The sequence below is a fragment of the Acinetobacter faecalis genome (assembly GCF_034187745.1).
GTDB lineage: Bacteria > Pseudomonadota > Gammaproteobacteria > Pseudomonadales > Moraxellaceae > Acinetobacter > Acinetobacter faecalis.
In genome coordinates, this window is record NZ_JAXHPF010000010.1 from 1 (window position 1) to 23841 (window position 23841).

The window sequence follows — 23841 nt, forward strand, 5'->3', positions numbered from 1 at the left end:
TCAGATGTGTTGCAACACCTTTTATAAATATTTTATTTTGCATGTTTATTTTATAATCCACAAAATTCATAAACACCTGAAATTTAAATAAAATTTATTTTAAATATATTTAATTTCTATTAAAGAAAATCACAAATCAAGAATAAATTATTGTTTTATATTAATTTATCTAAAAATAAACATCCAACTTGCTTAAAGAAAATCCTATTATTGTTCTATTTACCAACAATATGATGAATATATATTCAATATCAATATGTCTTTTAAGAAAATATGAGATCACAAGCTATATCTTCCTATAAAAAAAGCCACTACTAGAAAGTAATGGCTTTTAAAATATTTAAAATTTCAATTTAATTAGAACTTCATACTCATACGAGCCCAATAATTGCGTCCCGTATTATTAAATTGCTGATCACTTGCAAATCCATCTCCAAAACCTGCGTTACCCATTTTATTCAAATGCTCGGTATAGGTTTTATCTAATACGTTATCAATACCAACCGATAAATCTATATCTTTCGTTAAGTTGTATGAGCCATTAATAGACAAGGTCGTAAATCCTGCACTTTCTTTCAGGTCATAACCAACAATATTACCTTCGTTTTGACTAATACGATTTTGACCATCGACTACGCGCCACAATAATCCAAAATTATATTTGTCTTGCACATAACGTAAATTCACACGTGCTTCTAAAGGTGAAATTTGTGGTAACGGCGTATTGTCTGTGGTGTTTTTACCCCATGCATACATTGCGCTCACATCTGCCTGAATTGCATCTGTAAATTGATAACCAATTCCTGCTTCAGCACCTGCAATAGTTGCATCCACATTACGCGTATGAGCTTGCAACATTTTCATATGCCCTGTTGATGGCAAATACGTCGTAAGAACATAATCATTGATGATACCTGCGTATGCAGAAACCCATGAATTAAAAGCACCATGTTGATGTTGATATCCAGCATCTAACTGCAAAGTTTTTTCGGTATCAATATTATTAAATGTATTTGGATTGCCATTACCAGATTTTGGGCTAAACAATTCCCAATAATCAGGCATACGCTCTACATAACCTAAACCTATATATGTTTTACCATCATCATGGTCGGGATGTGTATTTTCAAATCGAATAAAACCGCTCGCTAATGTTTTATCTAATTTGCGGTTATAACTACTATCAATAGAAGCCTGACGTTCATCTTTTACATTCACTTGATCTAAACGAAGACCTGAAACCAAACGATTTTGATCATCGAAGTGATACGTTAACTCACCAAAACCACCAACCGATTGATATTTCATATCTGTCATACGTGGTTGATCTTGATACGAGATTTTAGAGTCGCCACTACGCTTTGAATGTTCGTTATTTTGGCTATCTACACCTGTAACAAGTTGAACTTTATCCCACTCACTTGTTACAGCCACTCGAGCGTTTAATGTTTTACGTGCCACATTCGTTGCCGTTCTATCAGGCATCATCATGCTTGGCTTAAAATCACGTAAGCTATAATTATCCATCACATGATCATTAAAGTTATAGTTGACTTGTGCTTCAATTTTTTTAATGACCTCTGTGACATTTTTCTTTTCAAAGCGCAGCCCTAAGCTTTCACGCGCAAATTTAGAACCATCCATGCCACGACCTACATAAACAGCCTCACCATCTGCTTTACCACCCGTAAGTTCTAACCAAGTGTTTTCATCAGGCGTCCAACCCAGCGCAAGATCTGTATTCCAACGCTCCCAATCCGATGGAACTTTGTTTCCATCACCATCTTTATAGCTATCTGAAACTGAACGATTGGCATTTAAGCGGACATATTTATGTTCATCACCAATTGCGGTTTCAAGATTATGATCTAAACGACCAAATGAACCCATCAGCACACTTGCTTGCCCACGATAATGCTTATCTTCTGTGAATTTTTCTGGTGTACGTTCAAAAATTACTGTTGCCGCTGAACCAGTATTTGCATATTGAACTGTTTGAGGTCCTTTAATCACTGAAATTCGATCGTAACTTTCAGGTGAAATATAAGATGTAGGTGAATCCATACGACTTGGACAAGCGCCTAAATTTTCTGTGCCATCTGTCAAAATTTTAATACGTGAACCAAACATACCGCGGAATGTGACATCACCATTTGTACCTGCACCACTATTTACAGAACTAAAACCCACAATACTTTGCAAGTAATCTGCACCATCTGTTGCAGGAATTGGCTGAATAGGTTGCTTAGGATCTGCACGTACAATTAGACCGTGCGCATCATTACCCGCTTGAGCAGTAACCGTAATTGGCGCAAGTTTTTTCGAATCATTTAAATCATCTGCAAATACAACAGTTGAATAACAAGCAACACAAATTGCAGCCGCAAGAGGCTGTAAAAAGAATTTTGGCTGAGCCATTTTTTTCTCACTTAAAACATAAATAAAACAAGGCTGGAATCAGTAAAGACCCAAATTAAAAAGTTTTGATTTATGCAGAAAGTGGTGGGGCTCGCCCTTGAGGAATAAGAAAAAGTTGCTGAAGTACAAACCAAACATGTGTAAATGTTTTTTGAAATGCAATTAAACGAATTTGAATTCGGTCAAAGACTTCTTTTACATCAAGCTCTGGAGGTAAAACTAAATTTGCATGTACCGTACAATATTGACAGTGATGATTTGCATCATGCTCATGCCCTGCATGTTCAGCAGTTTGCGTATGATGTGAATGAGATATGTGGTTTGAATGAATGCTATATTCAGAATGTACAGAAATTTTTAACAAAAGCGCACGCGTAATGGTTTCACAGACCGGAGCAACTTGATATTGCTTCGGCAATAAAGGCTGTATATAAACAGCAATTTGTAAAAATACTGCAAAAGCTGCCAGCAGTAAGCCACCACGTAATAGCAAAGGCAAATCCTAAAATTTGTCGCGAGCAAGTATAACAAAGCCCAATAAAAATTGGGCTTTGAGTTACAAACTTTTGCTAAGGAATTAGCGTTTTGCTGGAACCTTTTCTTTTTGACGCTGACGAGCAGCTTTTTCAATTTTCTCACGCGCACGTTGACGCTTTAAAGGAGAGAGATAATCTACAAAAAGTTTACCGTTTAAGTGATCCATTTCATGCTGAATACAAACAGCGAGAAGTTCATCTGCTTCCAACTCAAAAGCATTACCCTCTAAGTTGATTGCCTCAATTTTTACGCGTGACGGACGTTCAACTTTATCGTATATTTGAGGCACTGAAAGACAACCCTCTTCATAAGGTTGAGTATCTTCAGTTAATGGGGTAACTTTCGGGTTAATAAAAACCATGGGTTCATCTTTGTTTTCAGATAAATCCATAACAATAAGCTGAATATGTTTATCGACTTGCGTAGCAGCCAAACCAATTCCTGGCGCAGCGTACATCGTTTCAAACATGTCTGCAGCAAGCTGACGAATTTCATCAGTAACTTCTTCGACTGGTTGTGCAATGGTACGAAGACGTGGGTCGGGGAAACTTAAAATAGGTAATAAGGCCATATTGCGTCCTCACTTATGCCATTGATCAAAAAACCAAAATGAAGGAATGCTTCATCGAAAAAATGTGTGTAAGATCGTTATTATAACGCAACTACATACATAATTTTAGGAATTATGATAATGAAAAAGGTTTTGAAGGACACTTCTTCTTTGCGTGTCTTGGGGTTTAAAAAACAAATTCTAGCTCTTGCTGTTTGCTTTGGCGTTGGTCTAGGTACAATCAGCATTGCTGAAGCTGCGCCTTCTCGCAATGTTAATCCGCCTGCATTAAAAGTAAATGCACCCAATGTTTATATTGTGAAAAAGGGCGATACGCTTTGGGATATTTCAAAAAAATTCCTCAAAAACCCGTACCGCTGGCGTGAAATTTGGGCAGGTAATAAACACGTTAAAAATCCACATTGGATTTTTCCTGGCGACCGTTTACTCATGTGTACCTATAACGGTAAGCCTTTAATTGGAAAAGATGAAGGTGATGGTTGTGATGGTATTATTCGTCGCTATGACAATCAAACCATCAACTTACAACCACAAGTTCGCGTAGAATCTTTAAACAATACTATTCCAGTCATTCCACTAGATAGCATTAAAAACTGGTTAGAACGCTCAACTATTGTTCCTGTGAATTCTACCAAAAACATACCTTATGTTGTTGGTGCTAAAGATCAGCGAGTTCTAGCCGCAAAAGGTCAGAATATTTATGTTCGTGGTAATGGCTTAGAAATAGGTCAGCGTTACAGCGTTTACCGTGAAAATGATCCCTACATCATGCTTGATGCTAAAGGTAAAAAGTATAATGCAGGCTTAGAGCTTGTTGAGGTTGCATCTGGTATTGCAACAAAGCAAGCTGGCGATATCACCACACTAGAAGTTACAGATTCTTATAATTCTGAAATTCGTCGTGGTTATTTCGTAATGCAAGAATATGAAGCAATGTTGCCAACACTATTTTATCCTGTAAATGCTGAAGAAGTGATTGCAGGCGGTAAAGTTATTCGTGTTCAAGGCTCTATTGGCGCTGCGGCTGTTGGAAGTGTAGTTAGCCTTGACCGTGGCACAAACCAAGGTGTTAAAGTTGGACATGTTTTCAACGTAAATGAATTAGGTCAAACCATAAAAGACCAAGTTACAAATGAAACAATTCAGCTTCCTTCTGAAAATGTCGGTAGTGTTATGGTATTCAAAGCTTTTGACAACATTAGCTATGCTTATGTACTAGAAAGTTCACTGCCTATTAATGTTGGTGCAGCACTTACGCCACCCATTATGAATGACTAGTTGAACGAAGATGTTGAGCCATTTATCAAAATCTCAAACTGAAACAATTGCGATCTGGTACGTGGTTCAACATTCACTATCTAGTTTTTATAAAATTCAAAAACATTTCAAAACACTTGAACAAGCATTAAAACCTGAAAATATTAGCCAATGGCAAAATTTAGCATTACATAAAAATCATCTTCAGCGTTTAGAAAAATTTCATACTTTAGAAGGTCAAAATGACTTTCAACAATTACTCAACCAAATTAAGCAATCTTCAGATTTTGTTCTTATAGAAACAGATTCTTGCTATCCAACTCAACTTTTACCTTATAGCGATAGACCGCCGATTCTTTTTGGGCAAGGCAATGCGCAAACCCTTTTACAGCCACAAGTTGCAATTGTAGGTAGTCGTAAATCGAGCACGCATGGTCGACAAGTTGCTTATGACTTCGCTTACTATTTAAGTGAAAAAGGTTTTTATATTAATAGTGGATTAGCACAAGGAATAGATGAAGCATCACATCAAGGTGGATTAAAAAATCAACGCACAATTGCTGTTATGGGTACAGGTTTAGACATCACCTATCCATCTCAAAATACAACATTAAGACAAGACATTATTCAGAATAATGGTGCAGTGATTACCGAATTTTTACCCACAACTAAACCATTACAACAACATTTTCCAAGAAGAAATCGAATTGTTAGCGGATTAAGCCTAGGTGTTATCGTAGCTGAAGCAACTTTAGAGAGCGGTTCACTTATTACCGCCAAACTTGCTGCTGAACAAGGTAAATTAATTTTTGCAATTCCCGGACATATTTACAGTGAATTTCATCAAGGATGCCATCAACTTATACGTGAAGGTGCAATTTTAATTGACCATCCCGAACAAGTTGTTGAAGATTTAGCCTTACCAACACAATGGCAAGCAAAACAAGCAGAAACCCAAAACACACCATCAAAATTATTTGAAAAAAATAATGAAGAATCATCTGATATTCCAGATTATTTAATTACTTTATATAAACAACTCGATTGGGTTGGACAAGATATAGACCAACTTGCAGCAATACTAAATCTTGATATTGCTACGCTTACAGCTTACTTAATGGAATTAGAATTAAGTGGATTATGCATGCAACAATCAGGTTTATATGTACGTTGTCGTTCCAATAAATAAGGTTCACAATAGCCCTTTGTTTTTGAAAGGCTCCCTCCCATGATCACTACTTCTGCCACTGAAGCTGCGAACCTCCTTAAAAATGGACAAGTACTCGCCTATCCAACAGAAGCTGTTTGGGGATTAGGTTGCGACCCTCACAATGAACAAGCATTCCAAGAAATTCTTAGGTTAAAACGAAGACCTATTGAAAAAGGCGTTATTCTGTTAGCAGGTCAAATTTCACAAATAGAACATCTACTAGTAAATTTAGACCGTGAAATGCAAAAGCAAGTTATCGATTCTTGGAGCAATAGACACCCTGCTGAACGTGCCACAACATGGCTTTTACCTGCAACCAAAGACATTCCTGCATGGATTAAAGGCAATCACCCCAAAGTTGCCGTTCGTGTAACAACACACCCTTTGTGCATTGCTTTATGCCATGCGTTTAATGGCTATATTGTTTCTACAAGTGCTAATTCTGCAGGCTTAGAACCTGCACGCTCATTACAAGAAGCAAATACTTATTTTGCAAATAAACTCAATTATTTGAACGGTGATTTAGGCTTAAGCCGTGAACCAAGTAAAATTATAGATGCAGAAACCGGCGAGATAATTCGTGCTTAATATTTTAAAAGTATTACAAGCTAAATTTATTAGACAAAAAAAAGCTCAACCATATAGGGATGGTTGAGCATAAAAAGGATGTGTAATCACATCCAGAGGGTCTTGCATATCTCTGGGTTAGTAACAAGGATGTTTAAAAAAACAAGTACTTAATTAACTAACTGAGACTATTATTAATTAAATATTATTCAATATGAAATATAATAAAATTATCTATTAATATAAAAAATCTATTAATAACCAACTGTTAAAATTATAATCAAATTATCTCACTATTTTATTGAACATTTTTTTAAATTTGTATTTTTATTCAACATATAAAATTTATATATATCGAATAAAAAAATATTAAAATAAAATTCAATTGATTATTATCCAACCAAAATGCTTGGTTTTAGGCTTTCTTTTGCGCCAAAATAATTCCCAAGACAATAATAATGCCACCAATCGTATGATAAATCGTCCATGCTTCCTTTAACCATAAATATGCAATGAGTGCTGTAAAGACAGGCATTAAATTCATAAAAATACTGGTTCTATTTGGACCATTTTTTTGAATAGAGAGCATCCAAATTAACGGTGCTATAAAAGATGGGAAAATACCTGCATATAAAACGCTTGCTACATTTTTTGTGTTTATAGCATCTAAACCCAACCACATTAAAAATGGTAAATGATAAATAAGCGCGAAAATAATCTGCACATACAAACTGAGCATCAGTGGAATTTGTAGCTTCCACTTTTTAAGAAACACACCATAAAATGCATAAAAGAATACGGCTGCAATCATTAGCAAGTCACCTAAATGACCACCTAAATTCAGTAAACTTGTAATACTCCCCTGTGCAATCACAAATATAAGACCACTAAACGAAAGGATTCCACCGACCACGGCAAACTTACTTGGAAAATCTTTAAGAATCACCATCGACACAAAAATGGTAAATATTGGAATAAATGCGTTAATAATCCCCATATTTGTTGCACTTGTATAATGGGCTGCAGCATAGGCAATCCCTTGATACAGCACCATGCCAAATGCAGATAACACAGCAAGTTTTGGTAAATAAGGACGTATAGAAGACCATTCTCGAATAAGCTTTATAGACATAAATGGCGTTAAAATAAGAAAGGCAACCAACCATCTATAAAAACTAATGCTCACAGGCGAAATATAGTCTGCAACATAGCGTGTTACAGCAACATTCAGTGCCCAAATAAACACGGCAATTAATGGCAATAAAACTGCCCAATTATTTGTTTTGGCTTGCTGATTCATAAATATTTCATGTCTTAAATGCGAGTGATTATTGTGCAAAAAGTCTGAAACAATTTAAATACTGAATTTCAGACATCTATACCGTATATTCGACATTGTAAAAATAAGAATAATTTCCTAAAACTCACCAACTCATTGAACCTATACGACATGATTGAACTTGAAAAATATATAACAGTAGAAGAATTTTTTTATGAAAAAGATGATGTTGTGAATCCCCATGCATCTATTTGGGGAGATTTTAATTTTTGCCTAAATGGTATTTTAGAATATGAAATTGATGGGCATACACAATTATCTCCACCTAGCTACGGTATTTGGATTCCATCTCGTACAACGCATCACTGTAAAGCAATTGAACAAACCAAAATTCATTATGTCGCTATTCGTTTTCATCCAAACTTATGCCAAAATTTTTCTAAAAATGCAGAGATTTTAGGAGTAAGTTTCTTTCTTAGAACATTGGTTGAGGAAATTCTAAATTTTAAAGTTAATGCTAAAAATTTAAATATTTACCGTAACTTACTTCAAGTTTTATTAGATCAACTGATTGTAGCACCCAAATATAATCACTACTTACCGCAAAGCCATCACCCTGTTTTAAAAGAAGTTTTAGAAAACTTATCTTCTCCTAAAAATTTAGCATGCAGTCTTCATCAACTCATTTCACAAGCTCCAATTACAGAGCGTCACTTATTACGCTTATGCCAACAGGAACTGAATATGACGATTTCTGAATGGCGTAATCGGGCTAAAATTTTATATGCCATTACCCAATTACGTCAGGGTGAATCAATAAAAAAAATTGGATATGATTTAGGCTATAACCACAGCTCGAGCTTTATTGAATTTTTTAAAAGATATACAGATCAAACACCGAATCAACTTAAATCTTCCTAATGCAGGCTTGAAAGAACAGCATTCTAAAAACATCATCTTGGTTAATTCGGCATTAAAAAATAACATTGCTGTTTTCATATTCAATTATTTTAAATGTACAAATTTACCTCAAATTCAGCAAAAAATTCACTTGCTCCTCTCATTAATAACCGCTAAAACATTTGAGTACTTATTATTAGAGAATTTGTCATGGCTTCTGTATACAACATTCCAGTAAAAACCATTCAAGGTGAAAATATCACGTTAAATCAATATGAAGGTAAGGTTTTACTTCTTGTAAATGTTGCGTCTAAATGTGGTTTAACACCTCAATATGAAGGCTTAGAAAAACTTTATACAGAAAAGAAAAATGCAGGATTAGAAATTTTAGGATTCCCTGCAAATAACTTTTTGGCACAAGAACCAGGTTCAGATGAAGAAATTCAAGAATTTTGCTCTGTAAATTACAAAGTAGACTTCCCTCTTTTCTCTAAAATTTCTGTTGCGGGTGAAGACAAGCATCCACTTTACCAAACTTTAACGCAAGCTATTCCAGAACGCATTGGTGAAGGTCCTTGGTGGAAAGACCTTGTAGATTATGGTTTAACGCCAAATGAACCACCTGAAGTTCTATGGAATTTCGAAAAATTCCTCGTATCTAAAACAGGTGAAATTGTTGCGCGTTTTGCACCAGATATCGCTGCAGATGATTCTCGCATTGTAGATGCAATTAATGCTGAACTGGCAAAATAAGCTTCATTTAATCCATTAAGAAGAAAAGAGCATACACATGCTCTTTTTTTACAAAAGTAATGTTATAACTTTGCAAAAATCTGTTTTTTCTCCACATTTCCCCCTTATATTAAAACTCTCTTTATCAATGCTGTGCTGATTATGAAAAAAGTTATTCAAGGTGCGTTACTCCCTTTTGTTATTTTTAGCGCAGGAGTTCTTTTAATTGGTTGTGAACAAAATCAATTACCTGAAACCACATCAGATAAAGGTGAAACTGAACAATCTCTTGATGTTTCATCTAATAATGAAGCACCTGAAAATTTAAAAAGTGGCAATATGCTTTATATTGTTCGCGATGTTGCAGATATGCAAATGAAAGCTGGCGAATATATTGAGCAATTAAAACAAACGCAGACCGATCTTGAAAGTGCGGTTAATGCACAAAATCAAGAACAACTACAAACAGCAGCAACCCAGCTACAAACTCAATTGAAAGAGTTGAATCAAGTTTTAGAGTCTTTAAATTTAAAGAGTCAGGAAATTGATAGTATCCGTGCAAATATCTTATCTGCCAATGAAAAAGTCCTAAATTCATCTTTCTTGAATGGTGATCTAGATTTATCTAAGGTCGATTTAGAGAAAATTGAACAGCAAATGGGTAGCGTTCAAGATGAAATGATTAAACTTGCAAGCATGATGATTTCATCAAGTGACAAAAGTTCATCATAAGTTATGATAGGTTTAATCTACTCTTTTCGTTGATTTTGCTTTTATGCAACTTATTATTTTTACAGGTGTTCAAGCTTCTGGAAAGTCGAGTTTTTATTTATTGAATTTAGCGCATAGTCATTTGCGTATAAATTTAGATATGCTAAAAACTCGCCATCGCGAAAATATTATTTTTGAAGCGGGTTTAGCCTCTAAAACCAAAATGGTTATAGACAATACCAACCCCACTAAAGCAGACCGAGCGCGTTATATTCAACGCGCTATCGACGCAGGCTTTGAAGTCATTTCTTATTATTTTGAAACAGATTTTCAAAGTACTTTAGAGCGTAATAGTCAACGCGAAGGTAAAGCAAATATTCCAGAAGTTGGTGTTCGAGCAACCTATAAAAAATTAGAAATACCAAGTTTAGATGAAGGCTTTGATGAAATATTTAAGGTGCAGATTTTGGGGAATGGGGAGTTTTCGATTCACCCCCTAATCATTTAACAAAACATGAATCACATTAAAAGGATATGTTTAGACATCAAATCACATATTCTTCTATCATATTGCTCTATAATTATTGGTAGTTGCTCTTTTAAATTCTTAGCATCATCAAAATGTTCAGAATGAAAAACCTCCCCCTCCCTTTCGTGATACTCATCCAAAATTGGATTTAAAATCCCCTCAAGTTTTTCTTCAAATTCTTGGATTACTTCTTTATAAGTGTCATCTTTAAAAATAATTGCATAATAATCAAATTTGTTAATTAATTCTTTTAGTCTAAATTTAACATTAGATGTACTATTAATTAATCCACCATCTTCAAAGTCCTCAACTTCACCCTGATTTCTATAAATATCTTCAAGCCAAGAATTATGAATATTTTGAAGCATATAGATTGCATCTTTTAACTCTACATACTTATTAAAGTTTTTCTGAAGATAAGTACTTTTTAAGTTTTCTCTATGTTGAATTTTCCAGTTATCAAGCAAAAGATACGCAACAATTGCAGCATATAACGTCGCCCCCATACTCAAACAGGTTGCTAAGGTAGCTCCCTTATCGGTTGATATAGGTAAAATAAATAGAATTGTAACTAACAATACATATGTAAAAATAAGTAAGAACATTGAAAGCATTCTTCTATAAAGGCTTAGTCCTGAAAACTTTTTCAACATTAATTCCTATTTTTTTGATTACTTATACCATAAAAAAACCACCCTTTCGGGTGGTTTTTTTAATCTCAAACCATCTCTTATTGAGCGCGGTTTTTGATTTTGCGGATCGTTTCCAACTGAGCAGCAGTTTCTGCAAGAGCAGCCAATGCAGCAGCAGCGTCCAAATCGCTCTTTTGATTCGCAAGCAATGCTTCAGCGTTTTTACGCGCTTCAATAATTGCAGCTTCATCTAAGTTGTCAGCACGAACTGCAGTATCTGCAAGAACAGTAACAACATGCGGTTGAACTTCTAGAACACCACCCGATACATAGATTAACTCTTCTGTACCGTTTTCCAACACAACGCGGATTGCGCCAGGTTGAAGCAAAGTTACTAACGGAGCATGTCCAGGCATAATACCTAACTCACCGCCAGCACCTTTAGCAATTAGCATAGTTACAGTGCCAGAGTACAAAGACTCTTTTACACTTACAACGTCACATTGCATAGTCGCCATGAGAATCTCCTAAATTAGGGAACTAATTAAAGTTTCTCAGCTTTAGCAATAACTTCGTCAATACCACCAACCATGTAGAACGCTTGTTCTGGGATATGATCGTATTCACCAGCTAAAAGACCTTTAAAGCCACGAATCGTTTCTTTAAGTGGTACAAGTTTACCAGGAGCACCAGTAAACACTTCAGCTACGTGGAACGGTTGAGAGAAGAAACGTTGGATCTTACGTGCACGGTATACAGTAAGTTTGTCTTCTTCTGCCAATTCGTCCATACCAAGAATTGCGATAATGTCTTTCAATTCTTTGTAACGTTGAAGAACGTTTTGAACTGAACGAGCAATTTCGTAATGCTCAGTACCAACCACTAATGGGTCTAACTGACGTGAAGTAGAGTCTAGTGGATCGATCGCTGGGTAAATACCAGAAGATGCGATATCACGGCTCAATACAACAGTTGCGTCTAAGTGAGCAAACGTTGTAGCAGGCGATGGATCTGTTAAGTCATCGGCAGGTACGTATACCGCTTGAATAGACGTAATAGAACCAGACTTAGTAGATGTAATACGTTCTTGAAGAACACCCATCTCTTCTGCAAGAGTTGGTTGGTAACCTACAGCAGACGGCATACGACCTAGAAGTGCTGATACTTCAGTACCTGCTAGTGTATAACGGTAGATGTTATCTACGAACAATAGAACGTCACGGCCTTTACCGTTTTCGTCTTTCTCGTCACGGAAATACTCAGCCATAGTAAGACCAGTCAACGCTACGCGTAAACGGTTACCTGGTGGCTCGTTCATCTGACCGTAAACCATCGCTACTTTGTCAAGTACGTTAGAGTCTTTCATCTCGTGATAGAAGTCATTACCTTCACGAGTACGCTCACCAACACCAGCAAACACAGATAAACCTGAGTGAGCTTTAGCGATGTTGTTGATCAACTCCATCATGTTTACAGTTTTACCAACACCGGCACCACCGAATAAACCAACTTTACCACCTTTAGCGAACGGGCAAAGTAAGTCAATTACTTTAATACCAGTTTCTAAAAGGTCAGTAGAAGCAGCTTGTTCAGCGTAAGATGGCGCTTGACGGTGAATTGGTAAACGCGCTTCAGTAGCAACAGGACCAGCTTCGTCGATAGGGCGACCAAGAACGTCCATGATACGACCAAGAGTCGCTGTACCAACTGGTACAGAGATAGGCGCGTTAGTGTTAGTTACGTTCAAACCACGCTTAAGGCCTTCAGTAGAACCCATTGCAATAGTACGAACTACGCCATCACCAAGTTGTTGCTGAACTTCTAATGTAGTTTCAGTACCATCAACATGGAGAGCGTCATAGATCTTAGGAACGCTGTTGCGTTCAAACTCGACGTCGATAACCGCGCCGATGATCTGAATGATACGACCGCTACTCATTGCTGTCTCCTCAATTCAAAATAATGTTAAACGGCAGCGGCACCACCAACGATCTCAGAAATTTCCTGAGTAATCGCGGCTTGACGCAGCTTGTTATAAATAAGTTGTAGGTTCTTGATGAGATCACCAGCGTTATCAGTTGCAGCTTTCATTGCAACCATACGAGCAGACTGCTCACACGCGATGTTTTCAATCACACCTTGATACACCACAGACTCAATGTAACGAACTAATAAACCATTTAAAAGCTCTTCAGCTTCTGGCTCATAGATATAGTCCCAACCATATTGACGGTTTAGACCCTTGTCATCTTCAGACGCAGCTAAAGGAACAAGTTGTTCGATCTTTTGATCTTGAGTCATGGCGTTTACAAAGCCGTTAGAAACTAAATAAATACGATCTAAATCGCCTTTATCGTAAGCATCTAACATTACCTGTACAGAACCAGTTAACTGTTCAAGACTTGGAGTATCGCCTACATTCGTAGTCGCACCAAGCACTTTACCGCCGTAGTTTTTAAAAAACGAAACCGCTTTTTGACCAATTAAAGCAAATTGAACTTCAATTGACTGCTCTTGTTGTTGCTGTACATGTTTAACAACTTTCTTGAACAAGTTAATGTTCAAGCCACCTGCCAAACCACGATCTGAAGAAACAATGATATAGCCAACGCGCTTAACAGGACGTTCAACCATATAACGGTGTTTGTATTCAGGATTCGCTTGTACCAAATGAGCAATTACACGGTGCATATTTTCGGCATACGGACGGCCTTGAGCCATGCGCTCTTGCGCACGACGCATCTTAGAAGCTGCTACCATCTGCATCGCGCGAGTAATTTTCTGCGTGCTTTTGATACTAGCTACTTTGGCGCGAATTTCTTTTAAATTTGCCATACGCTTAACCTAGTATTCGAAGGCCCTTGCGAGCCTCCGAAGGTTGATTCCGTGAACCAAACCAACACTAAATTTCAACAGTTTGAAACTTAGTAAGTTTGAGTCGCTTTAAAGCTTTCAATACCTGCTTTGAATGTTGCTTCGATATCTTTATCCCAAGCACCAGTCTCATCAATTTTTTGCATTAACGCTGCGTGTTCTGAACGGAAGTAAGAAACTAACGCAGCATCAAATGCAACGATTTTCTTAACTTCTACGTCAGCCATGTAGCCTTCGTTAGATGCATAAATTGAAACAGCTTGGTCAGCAATTGAATATGGAGCATATTGTTTTTGCTTCATTAATTCAGTTACACGTTGACCATGTTCTAATTGCTTACGAGTTGCTTCATCAAGATCAGAAGCGAACTGAGCAAATGCTGCTAATTCACGGTATTGCGCTAAAGCAGTACGGATACCACCAGACAATTTTTTGATTACTTTAGTTTGCGCAGAACCACCAACACGAGATACAGAGATACCCGCGTTCACAGCAGGACGAATACCTGCGTTGAATAATGATGTTTCTAAGAAGATCTGACCATCAGTAATCGAAATTACGTTCGTTGGTACGAATGCAGATACGTCACCCGCTTGAGTTTCAATAATTGGCAATGCAGTTAATGAACCAGTTTGGCCTTTAACTTCACCATTAGTGAATTTCTCAACGTAGTCAGCAGATACACGAGAAGCACGCTCAAGTAGACGTGAATGTAGATAGAACACGTCACCTGGGTAAGCTTCACGACCTGGTGGACGGCGTAAAAGCAATGAAATTTGACGGTAAGCAACAGCTTGCTTAGACAAGTCATCATAAATGATTAACGCATCTTCACCGCGGTCACGGAAGTATTCGCCCATTGTACAGCCAGAGTATGGAGCAAGATAAAGCATTGCTGCTGGATCCGCTGCCGCTGCTGCTACAACAGTTGTATACGCCATAGCGCCAGTTTCTTCTAGCTTGCGTACAACGTTAGCGATAGTCGATTGTTTTTGACCAATCGCTACGTATACACATTTAATGCCAGAGTTTTTCTGAGCGATGATCGCGTCGATCGCCATTGCTGTTTTACCAGTTTGACGGTCACCAATGATCAACTCACGTTGACCACGGCCTACAGGGATCATTGTATCTACTGATTTATAACCAGTTTGTACAGGTTGATCCACTGATTGACGCCAAATTACGCCTGGTGCTACTTTTTCAACAGCATCGGTTAATTTTGCATCAATAGGGCCTTTACCATCAATTGGGTTACCCAAAGCATCTACTACACGGCCTAAAAGTTCTGGACCAACCGGAACTTCTAATACACGACCTGTGCAACGAGCTTTTTGACCTTCTTGAAGGCTTAAGTAGTTACCTAAAACAACGACGCCCACTGAATCCTGTTCTAGGTTCAGTGCCATACCATAAAGGCCGCCGTCGAATTCGATCATTTCACCGTACATTGCATCAGCAAGGCCGTGAATACGCACAATACCGTCGGAAACCATAACAATGGTTCCTTCGTTCTTAGCGGTTGCGCTGGTGTCCAGATCGCCGATACGCTGTTTAATGAGCGCACTGATCTCGGATGGATTCAGTTGTTGCATTGCGCTATACCTCAATCTTTTTAAAGTTCAGTCTTCGAGCCATTAAGCAAGAAGACGAGTCCGCATTTTTTCAAGCTTGTTAAGCGCAGAATCATCTATCACTTGGTCGCCTGCACGAATAACCACACCAGCAATTAACTCTGGTTTAACTTCTACAGAAACGTTTACTGCTGCTTCGAATTTTTTCTCTAATGCATGTGCAAGTAATTGTTCTTGTACAGAAGTCAATGGGAATGCTGATTCAATCACAACATCCACAGTATTGTTATTCTGTGATTTGAGCTGTTCGTATTCTGCTGCAATTTCAGGAAGAAGAGATAAACGGCCATTTTCGGCAAGCAATGTCAAAAAGTTAGACACTGAAACGTTTTGGTCTTCACCTAAAACTTTAACAATAACACTTACCTGCTCAGCAGGAGTAAGCTCAGGGCGATTTAGATAAGCTGAAAATGCTTCGTCTTGCACCGCAGCACTGAGCAATTCAAGTGCTGTTGACCAAGAGTCAGTCGCACTTTGCTCAGAAGCGTACGCAAATGCTGCTTTAGCGTATGGGCGTGCCAACGTCAAGAGTTCAGCCATAATCCGCCTCTCTTAAAGTTTAGCAGCCAGCTGAGTCAGCATGGCATTGTGAGCTTCTGCGTCAACTTGTTGGCTAAGAATTTTCTCAGCACCAACAACTGCAAGAGCAGCAACTTGTTGACGTAATTCTTCACGAGCAGAATTGATTTCAGTATCAACAGCTTCTTTAGCCTGTTGACGAATACGCTCACCTTCAGCAGATGCTTGAGTACGCGCTTCTTCAATCAATTGCGCACCGCGACGGTTCGCTTGTTCGATCAATTGAGCCGCTTGTGCTTTAGCCGCGTCTAATTCCGCTTTCACTTGAGCTTGCGCATCCGCAAGATCAGCTTTCGCTTTTTCAGCTGCGTTTAAGCCATCAGCGATTTTACGCTGACGCTCACTAATCGCATTGATTAGTGGTGGCCATACAAACTTCATGCAGAATGCGACAAAAATCGCAAAAGCAATCGCTTGGCCAATCAATGTGAGGTTGATATTCATTGCTATTCCTCAATAGTTTAATTTAGGAATTAAGCTGATTAACCTACAAATGGATTAGCGAAGATGAAGAACAAGCCAATACCAACACCGATCATAGGCACAGCATCAAGAAGACCCGCGATTAAGAACATACGAGTTTGAAGTTGTGGAGCCAATTCTGGTTGACGAGCTACAGCTTCAAGGAAACGGCCGCCTAATAGACCAAAACCAATCGCAGTACCTAAAGCACCAAAAGCGATCAAGATAGCAGATGCGATTGCAACTAGACCTAAAGTGAGTTCCATGATAATTCCTCAGAGGTTAGGTTTTATACCAAGTTAAATTAAAGAAAATTATAGGCTTAACCATCTTATGATAGTTAAGCATTACCATTAATGTTTTTCGCTAGCCATACTCAAGTATACGATAGTTAGCATCATGAAAATGAATGCTTGTAGCGTAATAACAAGAATGTGGAAGATCGCCCAAGGCACAGACAGAGCCCATTGGATCCAGAACGGTAATAACGCGATTAAGATGAAGATTAACTCACCTGCATACATGTTACCGAAAAGTCGAAGAGCCAATGAAACTGGACGTGCAAGGAATGTTACTAATTCAAGAATTAAGTTAACTGGAATTAATAACGCTTTTGCAACTGGGTTACTTGGGTTAAATGGGTTAAGTGCCAATTCGCCAACAAAACCACCAATCCCCTTTTCACGGATACTATAGAACAAAATAAGAACAAATACAGACAATGACATACCAAGGGTAATGTTAGGGTCAGTAGATGGAACAATTTTGAAGTAAACGTGGTGAGGATCCATACCAAATACGTGTGCACCAATCAATTGAGCTGTATACGGGATAAAGTCAACTGGTATTAAGTCCATCGCGTTCATGAGGAAAATCCACACGAAGATGGTTAATGCTAATGGAGCAATTAAACGTGATTTGCCATGGAAAGTGTCGCGAACACTTGAGTCAACAAACTCAATGATCATTTCAATTGCAGACTGGAACTTGGTAGGAACACCAGAGTTTGCAGCTTTCGCTACACACCAGAATAACAAACAGAAAATCACACCGAGCGTGATAGACCAACCCATAGAATCCAAGTGAATAGCAGTGAACCCCATCTGTTGAGCTTCATCAGCAGTTTCAGCTAACTTCCAAGAACCGTCCGGCATTTTGCCGTAAGTCATGTTCGTTAAGTGATGCTTGATATACTCGGTCGAAGTAAGGGCATGTTCTTCAGCAGCCATAAATCACACCTGGTCAATGTCAAATACTAATATAGAGAAAACGAATATCGCGTGCTGCTTGATATCTCGCTCCACTCCAAAAAAACTTTTCAATTTTTTGTTGCGTTTAAACTCGTTTCTGAAGGCGTGATACACAAAAAGGTGCAACCCACGACATGGCTTGAACGAGCATAAACCCACAAAACAATGCTCCCGCTGACAACGGTTTAACATTGCTCAAAATTAAAATGAATCCAATGATCACTATAGCAAACTTGCCCATCATGCCCCTATACATGTTCAAAAGAACTTGCTTCGTTGCTCGCGCGCCTGCCGTTCGAAACGACTGCCAAGAAAAATAACTACTCGCTAACCAGCAAACTAACGCTCCAAGAGCGGCGCTATAAGCGGCAGTTGTGTCTTTCAAGACCAACGCAATCAAGGCTGAAACAGGAATCATACATGCTTGTATGAGGATTAAAGCTTTCGCTAATCGTCGATCAATCATGCGACTAGTTCGGCTCATATACATTTCCACTTACAGCACTAATGCTTGACAAGTTTATCAGGTGATCGATTTTTATCGGAGGCATTATAGAGTTAGCCCCCTAAACATGCAATCGTTTCCCGACCTAAGTCGAGTTTTTTTGCAACTATGTAACATTATCTTTATGTTTATTTTTGCTTAATAAATAGTTTACTTTCGTGTACTTAATACGCATTTTTGAACTTCTTGAGTCAAATTAGCCCAACCTACAACAAAGTCCCCTTCCCCACTCATGCTTTCATCAACCTTTTGGAAGGAGATATCACCTAATTTTTGATATTGGTTTTTACTTGCATGACCTTCAGCAAGTAAGCACATTTTTGTCATTGGACGACTGTCATTTAAGTATTTAATTTGAGTTACCGTTGGTGCCATATGCGAATCTGTCGTTAAAGCGCCCGAAAATTTCAAATTCAATGAACGCTCTAAATATTGGTATGCATCATGAAATGACCAATAAGGCTTTGCCGCAGAAGTAGTATTTAACTTGTTTGCAGCCAATAACATATCTTTTGCAAACTTCTGAGCATTCGCCCAATATTCAGCTTTAAATTCTGGTTTTTGCTGTGAACGTAATGCTGCAATAAAGAAACCAATACGAACAGCATTATTTGGATCTAACCAAACATGCGTATCTAAAGTACCTTTAATTGCTTTTCCACGAGCATCACGTTGTGGCAATGTTTGCACAATTCCAGATTCTAGAATTGAAATTGCTGAAGCATTATTTACCAATAATTTATTTAATGGTGCTTCATGCTGGGGGCCAAGCCAAACAACCAATTCAGCTTCCTGAATAGTTTTACGATGTGCAGGCGTTAATGTTACATCATGACCTGACTGATCTTTTAATAATAAAGTTGGCTTTTCCACACCTTCTGTAATTTTTTCAGCAATTAAATAAATTGGATGTGTAGAAACCACGATCGCTTGAGACCAACTCAAACTACTCATCACAGTAAATATACAAAATGCAAAAAAACGAGACATGGAAAAATCGCTTAAAATTTTTGAGGATGTTATAGTATAACAAATTAATAAAAATATATATCCTGAATCGAAACTCCACTCACTTCATGTTAAAATTCAACGTATATTTTTTACTCTAAATCCATGAGGTTGCTATGGGCTCATGTTCTCATGAACATCACGATGCTTTACACGGCGTACACGGTCATCACAATGTTGATCAACGCCTAGCAGATGCCGAAAGTCTTTGTGCATCGACAGGTGCACGCCTCACTCCATTGCGTAAAGAAGTTTTAGAACTCATTCTTTCTGCTTCAGGACCTGTTGGTGCGTATGACCTTTTAGCAAAATTAAAAGGCGGTTCAGAGCGACCTGCAGCCCCTCCTACCGTTTATCGGACTTTAGATTTTTTATTAGAAAAAGGGCTTATTCATCGCCTCACTTCTATTAATGCTTATATTCCTTGTTGCCATCCTCGTGAAGGACATCAAGCAGCATTTTTAATTTGTACAGAATGTAAATCTGTTACTGAAGCATCTGCCCAAGGATTACTACAACAACTTGCAACTTTATCTGCTGCAGACAACTTCACAGCCCATCACAGCATTATTGAAATTTCTGGAGTTTGTCAGCAGTGTCGCAACAAGCAATAACTGGAACTCCTGTCATTGAGCTAAAGAATATTTTTGTTCATATAGATGATAAAGAAATTTTAAAAAATGTTGATTTCACTTTGCATGATCGTGAAATTGTCACGCTTATTGGCCCAAACGGTGCAGGAAAATCAACATTAATTAAAGTTTTGCTTGGAATTGTGAAACCAAAATCAGGCAGCATTCACACAAATGCTCATCTTAAATTTTCTTATGTGCCACAAAAGTTCAACCCGTCTCATAGTTTACCTTTACGTGTAAAAGACTTATTAAATTTAGAAGTTTGCTCACCAGAAATTAAAGCGCAAATTATTCAAGATACAGGTATTGCTAAACTAGAGAATGCAAAAGTTCAGCAACTTTCAGGTGGTGAACGTCAACGTGTTTTATTAGCACGCGCTTTGCTCAGACAACCGAATGTTTTAGTGCTTGATGAACCTATGCAAGGGTTAGATATTCAGTCTGAAGCCGAACTTTATGATTATGTTCGTAGCCTTCCTAAAAAATATGGTTGCTCAATTTTAATTGTTTCACACGATTTACAATGGGTGATGCAGGGTACACAACGCGTTGTTTGTTTAAATAAGCATATTTGTTGTAGCGGTCTGCCTGAAAACATTCAGCAAGATCCTGCATACCAAGCCATTTTCGGCACAAATCGCGTTTTCTATCAACATCATCACAATCATTGTGCTCATGGTGATACAGCAACAACTTGCGAACATGATTCACGCCCACACATTCACCCAGAACCGGAAGCTTAAGCCATGATGGAATGGTTACAACTACTATTACCTGCATGGACAATGGGAACATTACTTGTGTTTCTAACTGCACCACTAGGATGTTTGATGTTGTGGCGTCGTATGTCATTTTTTGCTGACACGATGGCGCATGGAACACTACTTGGCGTTGCTGTCGCAGGTATTTTAAGTTTGCCTTTATGGGTTGGTGTAACTTTTTTAGCATTATTATTAGTTGCTGTTTTATGGGTTCTACACGATCCTAGACTTCCAAATGATGCACTTCTTGCACTTTGTTCAGCAACACTCTTATGCTCTGGTTTACTGCTCATTCAGTATTTACCTACGCTACGTCCCGAACTTTTAAGCTATTTATTTGGCGATCTTTTACAAATTTCTTGGGCAGATTTACCTGTATTTGCAACTGTTATTGCAATTTCGCTTGCTATTCTTTACAAGTACTGGACAGCACAAATTCAAATTGCGATTGATCCAGACATTGCAATAAGTGAAGGTGTGAATGCAAATTGGCAACGCCTAATTTTCATGTTATTACTTGCATTATTTACAGTATTGGCTTTACGTGCTGTTGGTTCTTTACTTATGGGTGCTTTGTTAGTTATTCCTGCTTTAACCGCTCGCCTACTTGCACATTCACCCAAACAAATGGTTATTTGGGCATTTGTAATCGCACAAATTGGCGTAAGTGTTGGCTTATGGTCAAGTGCAGGTCTAGACATCTCTACAGGACTAAGCATTGTTTTAACGATGTCTATTCTGTTTGCCACAATATTTTTCATTCAAAAAGTTAAAAAAATCGTTTAATTCATACATAAATGAATAAATAGAAAGCCATCTTTAAAGATGGCTGTTTTTATTTTGAGCTTTGATTTTTGAAAAAGTGTAAATAAAAAGAGACTCCTTAGCTTGGGGGAGCTAAAGAGTCTTAAAATGCAAAACTTGTGGAGTTTTTTCTTATTTTGTTTTTATATTGTGAAATATATCACATTTTAAAAAAGAGTCAAACACTTTCTGTTCTTTTTTTAATCAAATTTTCATTTCTTCAAAATTTATTCAAATCACTCTACTGATGCACAAAACTAAGTAAACTTGCAGCACATGCAAAGAGCACAGCAAATGTACGATTCATCATTTTTTGCTGTTTCGCAGATTTCAACATTCTTAATACTTTCGCAGCTAAGCCTGTATAACCCGCCATTACAATCAAATCTATACTAATCATTGTTATTGCCATAATTGTATATTGAGGCCACTGAGGCTTTGCCAAATCTAAAAATTGAGGCAACACAGCTAGTAAAAACACAATCGCTTTCGGATTACTCATATTGACTAAAAAACCATAGAGCACAAGCTGAGTCCGAGATTTATTTGGCAAATCATTTTTAATATCTATAGATTGCGCAGGTGCATTCCACTGCAAATAAGCCAAATATAATAAATAAGCCACACCAAACCATTTCACAACTAAAAATGCCCAAGGACTTGTGGTAAATAAAACCCCAACCCCTGCTGCAACAATTGCAATTTGTACTACCAATGCCAATTGCAACCCTAGAACATTCCAGTATCCGTGTCGAAAACCATAGTTGAGCCCACTCGACATAGATGCAATAGCACCCGCTCCTGGAGAAATACTAATCACCCAACATGCAAGCATGAAGGCAATCCACATTTGATAGGACATGATTGAACCGCATAAAATAAAATCGACGTATTATAAAACTATTCCACTTTTCATAGCTTTAAAATTCAATAGTGAATTATTTGTTTTATACTATTCACAGCTTTTACCATCAGGCACAATAAGCAAAGTCTGCAAAAAAGATAAATTTTCAGGAGCCATGAATGACCGCCCAATCTGTAATTTTGCCATTACCATCAGATCATGCTCGATTTATTATTTTACGTTTAAAAGATTTAAGCATTGAAGAACTTAAAGAAAAATTTGAAGATTTAATATCAACACGTGATCGCCTTATTAGCCAACATCCACAAGCAGATATTAAGACCGCAATTGCATTTGGACCTGAACTTTGGGACAAACTTTATTCAAAACGCCCTGAAGGTTTCAATCAACTTGCACCCATTCACGGTTCATTTGAAATGCCAGTTGTTCCTGCCGATGTGATTATTCATATTGCAGCTCAACGCGCAGATTTATGTTTTGCACTTAGTCAATCATTCTTTGATGGCATTCAAGACAAAGTTGAAGTTTTAGATGAGCGCGTTTGCTTCCGCCAATTTGATGGTCGAGATTTAACAGGTTTTATTGATGGCACCGAAAACCCCCAATTTCCAGATGATCGCGCTGAAACAGCCCTTTTACCTGAAGATGCAGATGAATTTGCGGATGGATCTTTCATTTTTGCACAGCGCTACGCACACAATTTGGAAAAATGGAAAAAACTAAAAGTTGATGTGCAAGAGCAAGTGATCGGTCGTACTAAATTAGAAAGTATTGAACTAGATGATGATGTTCAACCGAATAACTCTCACGTTTCTCGTACCGTTGTAGAAGATGATGAAGGTGAAGAAATGGCTATTCTTCGTCACTCACTTCCTTATGGTGATGGTAAAGGTGACCAAGGTCTATTTTTTATTGCATATACCAACAATTTATCAATTATAGATTCAATGCTTTTACGCATGTTTGGTACAAGTGGCGATGGTATTCATGATCGTCTACTTCACTTTGTAACACCAAAAGATGGTGCATATTACTTTGCGCCAAGCGAAGCATTACTCGAAACAATTTTAGAAAGTTGATTTTCTAAATAAAAGGGAGTAATTGCTCCCTTTTATTTAGAA

The 23841-nt window shown here is 37.7% G+C and carries 27 protein-coding genes; 11 read left to right on the forward strand and 16 right to left on the reverse strand.

All coding sequences use genetic code 11. The features are described from left to right. Nucleotides 1-357 precede the first annotated feature (357 nt). From SKM54_RS10615 to def, 3 genes are all read right to left on the reverse strand, one after another. Entirely contained in the window at nucleotides 358-2418 is a 2061-nt protein-coding gene (locus SKM54_RS10615; protein ID WP_321095319.1) for a TonB-dependent copper receptor, read from the reverse strand. Between the two features lie 70 nt (nucleotides 2419-2488). Next, nucleotides 2489-2911, reverse strand: a complete 423-nt coding sequence (locus tag SKM54_RS10620; protein ID WP_321088812.1) for a DUF2946 family protein — start codon at nucleotides 2909-2911, stop codon at nucleotides 2489-2491. An 84-nt stretch (nucleotides 2912-2995) separates the two neighbouring features. Then, entirely contained in the window at nucleotides 2996-3526 is a 531-nt protein-coding gene (def, locus tag SKM54_RS10625) for a peptide deformylase (protein WP_154773704.1), read from the reverse strand. 120 nt (nucleotides 3527-3646) lie between these two features. Here def and SKM54_RS10630 point away from each other — a divergent pair, with 120 nt between their 5' ends. From SKM54_RS10630 to SKM54_RS10640, 3 genes are read left to right on the forward strand one after another with little or no spacing between them, the layout of a single operon-like run. Beyond that, complete coding sequence (locus tag SKM54_RS10630; protein WP_248103087.1) at nucleotides 3647-4804, forward strand: LysM peptidoglycan-binding domain-containing protein; 1158 nt, start codon at nucleotides 3647-3649, stop codon at nucleotides 4802-4804. Nucleotides 4805-4814: 10 nt separating this feature from the next. Continuing rightward, nucleotides 4815-5972, forward strand: a complete 1158-nt coding sequence (gene dprA / locus SKM54_RS10635; RefSeq protein ID WP_321095320.1) for a DNA-processing protein DprA — start codon at nucleotides 4815-4817, stop codon at nucleotides 5970-5972. Nucleotides 5973-6011: 39 nt separating this feature from the next. Continuing rightward, nucleotides 6012-6581: an L-threonylcarbamoyladenylate synthase gene (locus tag SKM54_RS10640; RefSeq protein ID WP_321095321.1), complete on the forward strand. Its 570-nt coding sequence runs from the start codon at nucleotides 6012-6014 to the stop codon at nucleotides 6579-6581. Between the two features lie 394 nt (nucleotides 6582-6975). Here SKM54_RS10640 and SKM54_RS10645 read toward each other — a convergent pair whose 3' ends face one another. Further along, nucleotides 6976-7860 carry a DMT family transporter gene (locus SKM54_RS10645; protein ID WP_321090169.1) on the reverse strand — a complete coding sequence of 295 codons (885 nt, stop codon included), beginning with the start codon at nucleotides 7858-7860 and terminating at the stop codon, nucleotides 6976-6978. Between the two features lie 150 nt (nucleotides 7861-8010). On the opposite strand from SKM54_RS10645, the gene SKM54_RS10650 reads away from it, so the two are divergent. From SKM54_RS10650 to SKM54_RS10665, 4 genes are all read left to right on the forward strand, one after another. Next, nucleotides 8011-8760, forward strand: coding sequence for a helix-turn-helix transcriptional regulator (locus SKM54_RS10650; protein WP_321090168.1), 750 nt, complete (start codon nucleotides 8011-8013; stop codon nucleotides 8758-8760). A 189-nt stretch (nucleotides 8761-8949) separates the two neighbouring features. Beyond that, nucleotides 8950-9492, forward strand: a complete 543-nt coding sequence (locus tag SKM54_RS10655; protein WP_321095322.1) for a glutathione peroxidase — start codon at nucleotides 8950-8952, stop codon at nucleotides 9490-9492. A 141-nt stretch (nucleotides 9493-9633) separates the two neighbouring features. Further along, nucleotides 9634-10203: a hypothetical protein gene (locus SKM54_RS10660; RefSeq protein WP_321095323.1), complete on the forward strand. Its 570-nt coding sequence runs from the start codon at nucleotides 9634-9636 to the stop codon at nucleotides 10201-10203. 43 nt (nucleotides 10204-10246) lie between these two features. After that, the gene (locus SKM54_RS10665; protein WP_321095324.1) at nucleotides 10247-10690 is read left to right on the forward strand and encodes an AAA family ATPase; all 444 of its coding nucleotides are present in this window, start codon (nucleotides 10247-10249) and stop codon (nucleotides 10688-10690) included. An 11-nt stretch (nucleotides 10691-10701) separates the two neighbouring features. Here SKM54_RS10665 and SKM54_RS10670 read toward each other — a convergent pair whose 3' ends face one another. The 11 genes from SKM54_RS10670 to SKM54_RS10720 all read right to left on the reverse strand — a co-directional run bounded on the left by SKM54_RS10670 (nucleotide 10702) and on the right by SKM54_RS10720 (nucleotide 19637). Further along, a complete protein-coding gene (locus SKM54_RS10670; RefSeq protein WP_321095325.1) occupies nucleotides 10702-11364 on the reverse strand; it encodes a hypothetical protein in 663 nt (220 codons plus the stop codon). A gap of 77 nt (nucleotides 11365-11441) precedes the next feature. Then, a complete protein-coding gene (locus tag SKM54_RS10675) occupies nucleotides 11442-11861 on the reverse strand; it encodes a F0F1 ATP synthase subunit epsilon (protein WP_154773164.1) in 420 nt (139 codons plus the stop codon). Between the two features lie 26 nt (nucleotides 11862-11887). Further along, a complete protein-coding gene (gene atpD / locus SKM54_RS10680; RefSeq protein ID WP_104221778.1) occupies nucleotides 11888-13282 on the reverse strand; it encodes a F0F1 ATP synthase subunit beta in 1395 nt (464 codons plus the stop codon). A 26-nt stretch (nucleotides 13283-13308) separates the two neighbouring features. Further along, nucleotides 13309-14178, reverse strand: coding sequence for a F0F1 ATP synthase subunit gamma (gene atpG / locus SKM54_RS10685; protein WP_154773165.1), 870 nt, complete (start codon nucleotides 14176-14178; stop codon nucleotides 13309-13311). Between the two features lie 89 nt (nucleotides 14179-14267). Then, the gene (gene atpA, locus SKM54_RS10690) at nucleotides 14268-15812 is read right to left on the reverse strand and encodes a F0F1 ATP synthase subunit alpha (protein WP_154773166.1); all 1545 of its coding nucleotides are present in this window, start codon (nucleotides 15810-15812) and stop codon (nucleotides 14268-14270) included. Between the two features lie 42 nt (nucleotides 15813-15854). Next, entirely contained in the window at nucleotides 15855-16391 is a 537-nt protein-coding gene (locus SKM54_RS10695; protein ID WP_154773167.1) for a F0F1 ATP synthase subunit delta, read from the reverse strand. Nucleotides 16392-16403: 12 nt separating this feature from the next. Then, nucleotides 16404-16874 (reverse strand): F0F1 ATP synthase subunit B, encoded by a 471-nt coding sequence (locus SKM54_RS10700; RefSeq protein ID WP_154773168.1) that lies wholly within the window; start codon nucleotides 16872-16874, stop codon nucleotides 16404-16406. A 38-nt stretch (nucleotides 16875-16912) separates the two neighbouring features. Then, nucleotides 16913-17158: a F0F1 ATP synthase subunit C gene (gene atpE / locus SKM54_RS10705; protein WP_000424060.1), complete on the reverse strand. Its 246-nt coding sequence runs from the start codon at nucleotides 17156-17158 to the stop codon at nucleotides 16913-16915. Between the two features lie 87 nt (nucleotides 17159-17245). Continuing rightward, entirely contained in the window at nucleotides 17246-18121 is an 876-nt protein-coding gene (atpB, locus tag SKM54_RS10710; RefSeq protein ID WP_154773169.1) for a F0F1 ATP synthase subunit A, read from the reverse strand. 106 nt (nucleotides 18122-18227) lie between these two features. Then, entirely contained in the window at nucleotides 18228-18626 is a 399-nt protein-coding gene (locus SKM54_RS10715) for an ATP synthase subunit I (RefSeq protein ID WP_154773170.1), read from the reverse strand. Nucleotides 18627-18797: 171 nt separating this feature from the next. Further along, nucleotides 18798-19637, reverse strand: a complete 840-nt coding sequence (locus SKM54_RS10720) for a metal ABC transporter solute-binding protein, Zn/Mn family (RefSeq protein ID WP_321095326.1) — start codon at nucleotides 19635-19637, stop codon at nucleotides 18798-18800. Between the two features lie 134 nt (nucleotides 19638-19771). Between SKM54_RS10720 and SKM54_RS10725 the strand changes: the two genes are divergently transcribed. Genes SKM54_RS10725 through znuB form a run of 3 tightly spaced genes read left to right on the forward strand, consistent with a single transcriptional unit; the run spans nucleotide 19772 to nucleotide 21837 of the window. Continuing rightward, nucleotides 19772-20269, forward strand: coding sequence for a transcriptional repressor (locus SKM54_RS10725; protein ID WP_154773172.1), 498 nt, complete (start codon nucleotides 19772-19774; stop codon nucleotides 20267-20269). After that, a complete protein-coding gene (gene znuC, locus SKM54_RS10730; protein WP_248103060.1) occupies nucleotides 20251-21033 on the forward strand; it encodes a metal ABC transporter ATP-binding protein in 783 nt (260 codons plus the stop codon). The genes SKM54_RS10725 and znuC overlap by 19 nt, the downstream gene beginning before the upstream one ends. A gap of 3 nt (nucleotides 21034-21036) precedes the next feature. Continuing rightward, nucleotides 21037-21837, forward strand: a complete 801-nt coding sequence (gene znuB / locus SKM54_RS10735) for a zinc ABC transporter permease subunit ZnuB (RefSeq protein ID WP_321095327.1) — start codon at nucleotides 21037-21039, stop codon at nucleotides 21835-21837. Between the two features lie 259 nt (nucleotides 21838-22096). On the opposite strand, the gene SKM54_RS10740 is transcribed toward znuB, so the two are convergent. Further along, nucleotides 22097-22717 (reverse strand): LysE family transporter, encoded by a 621-nt coding sequence (locus SKM54_RS10740; protein WP_248103054.1) that lies wholly within the window; start codon nucleotides 22715-22717, stop codon nucleotides 22097-22099. Between the two features lie 161 nt (nucleotides 22718-22878). On the opposite strand from SKM54_RS10740, the gene SKM54_RS10745 reads away from it, so the two are divergent. Beyond that, on the forward strand, nucleotides 22879-23799 hold the full coding sequence (locus SKM54_RS10745; RefSeq protein WP_321095328.1) for a Dyp-type peroxidase: 921 nt from the start codon (nucleotides 22879-22881) through the stop codon (nucleotides 23797-23799). Nucleotides 23800-23841 lie beyond the last annotated feature (42 nt).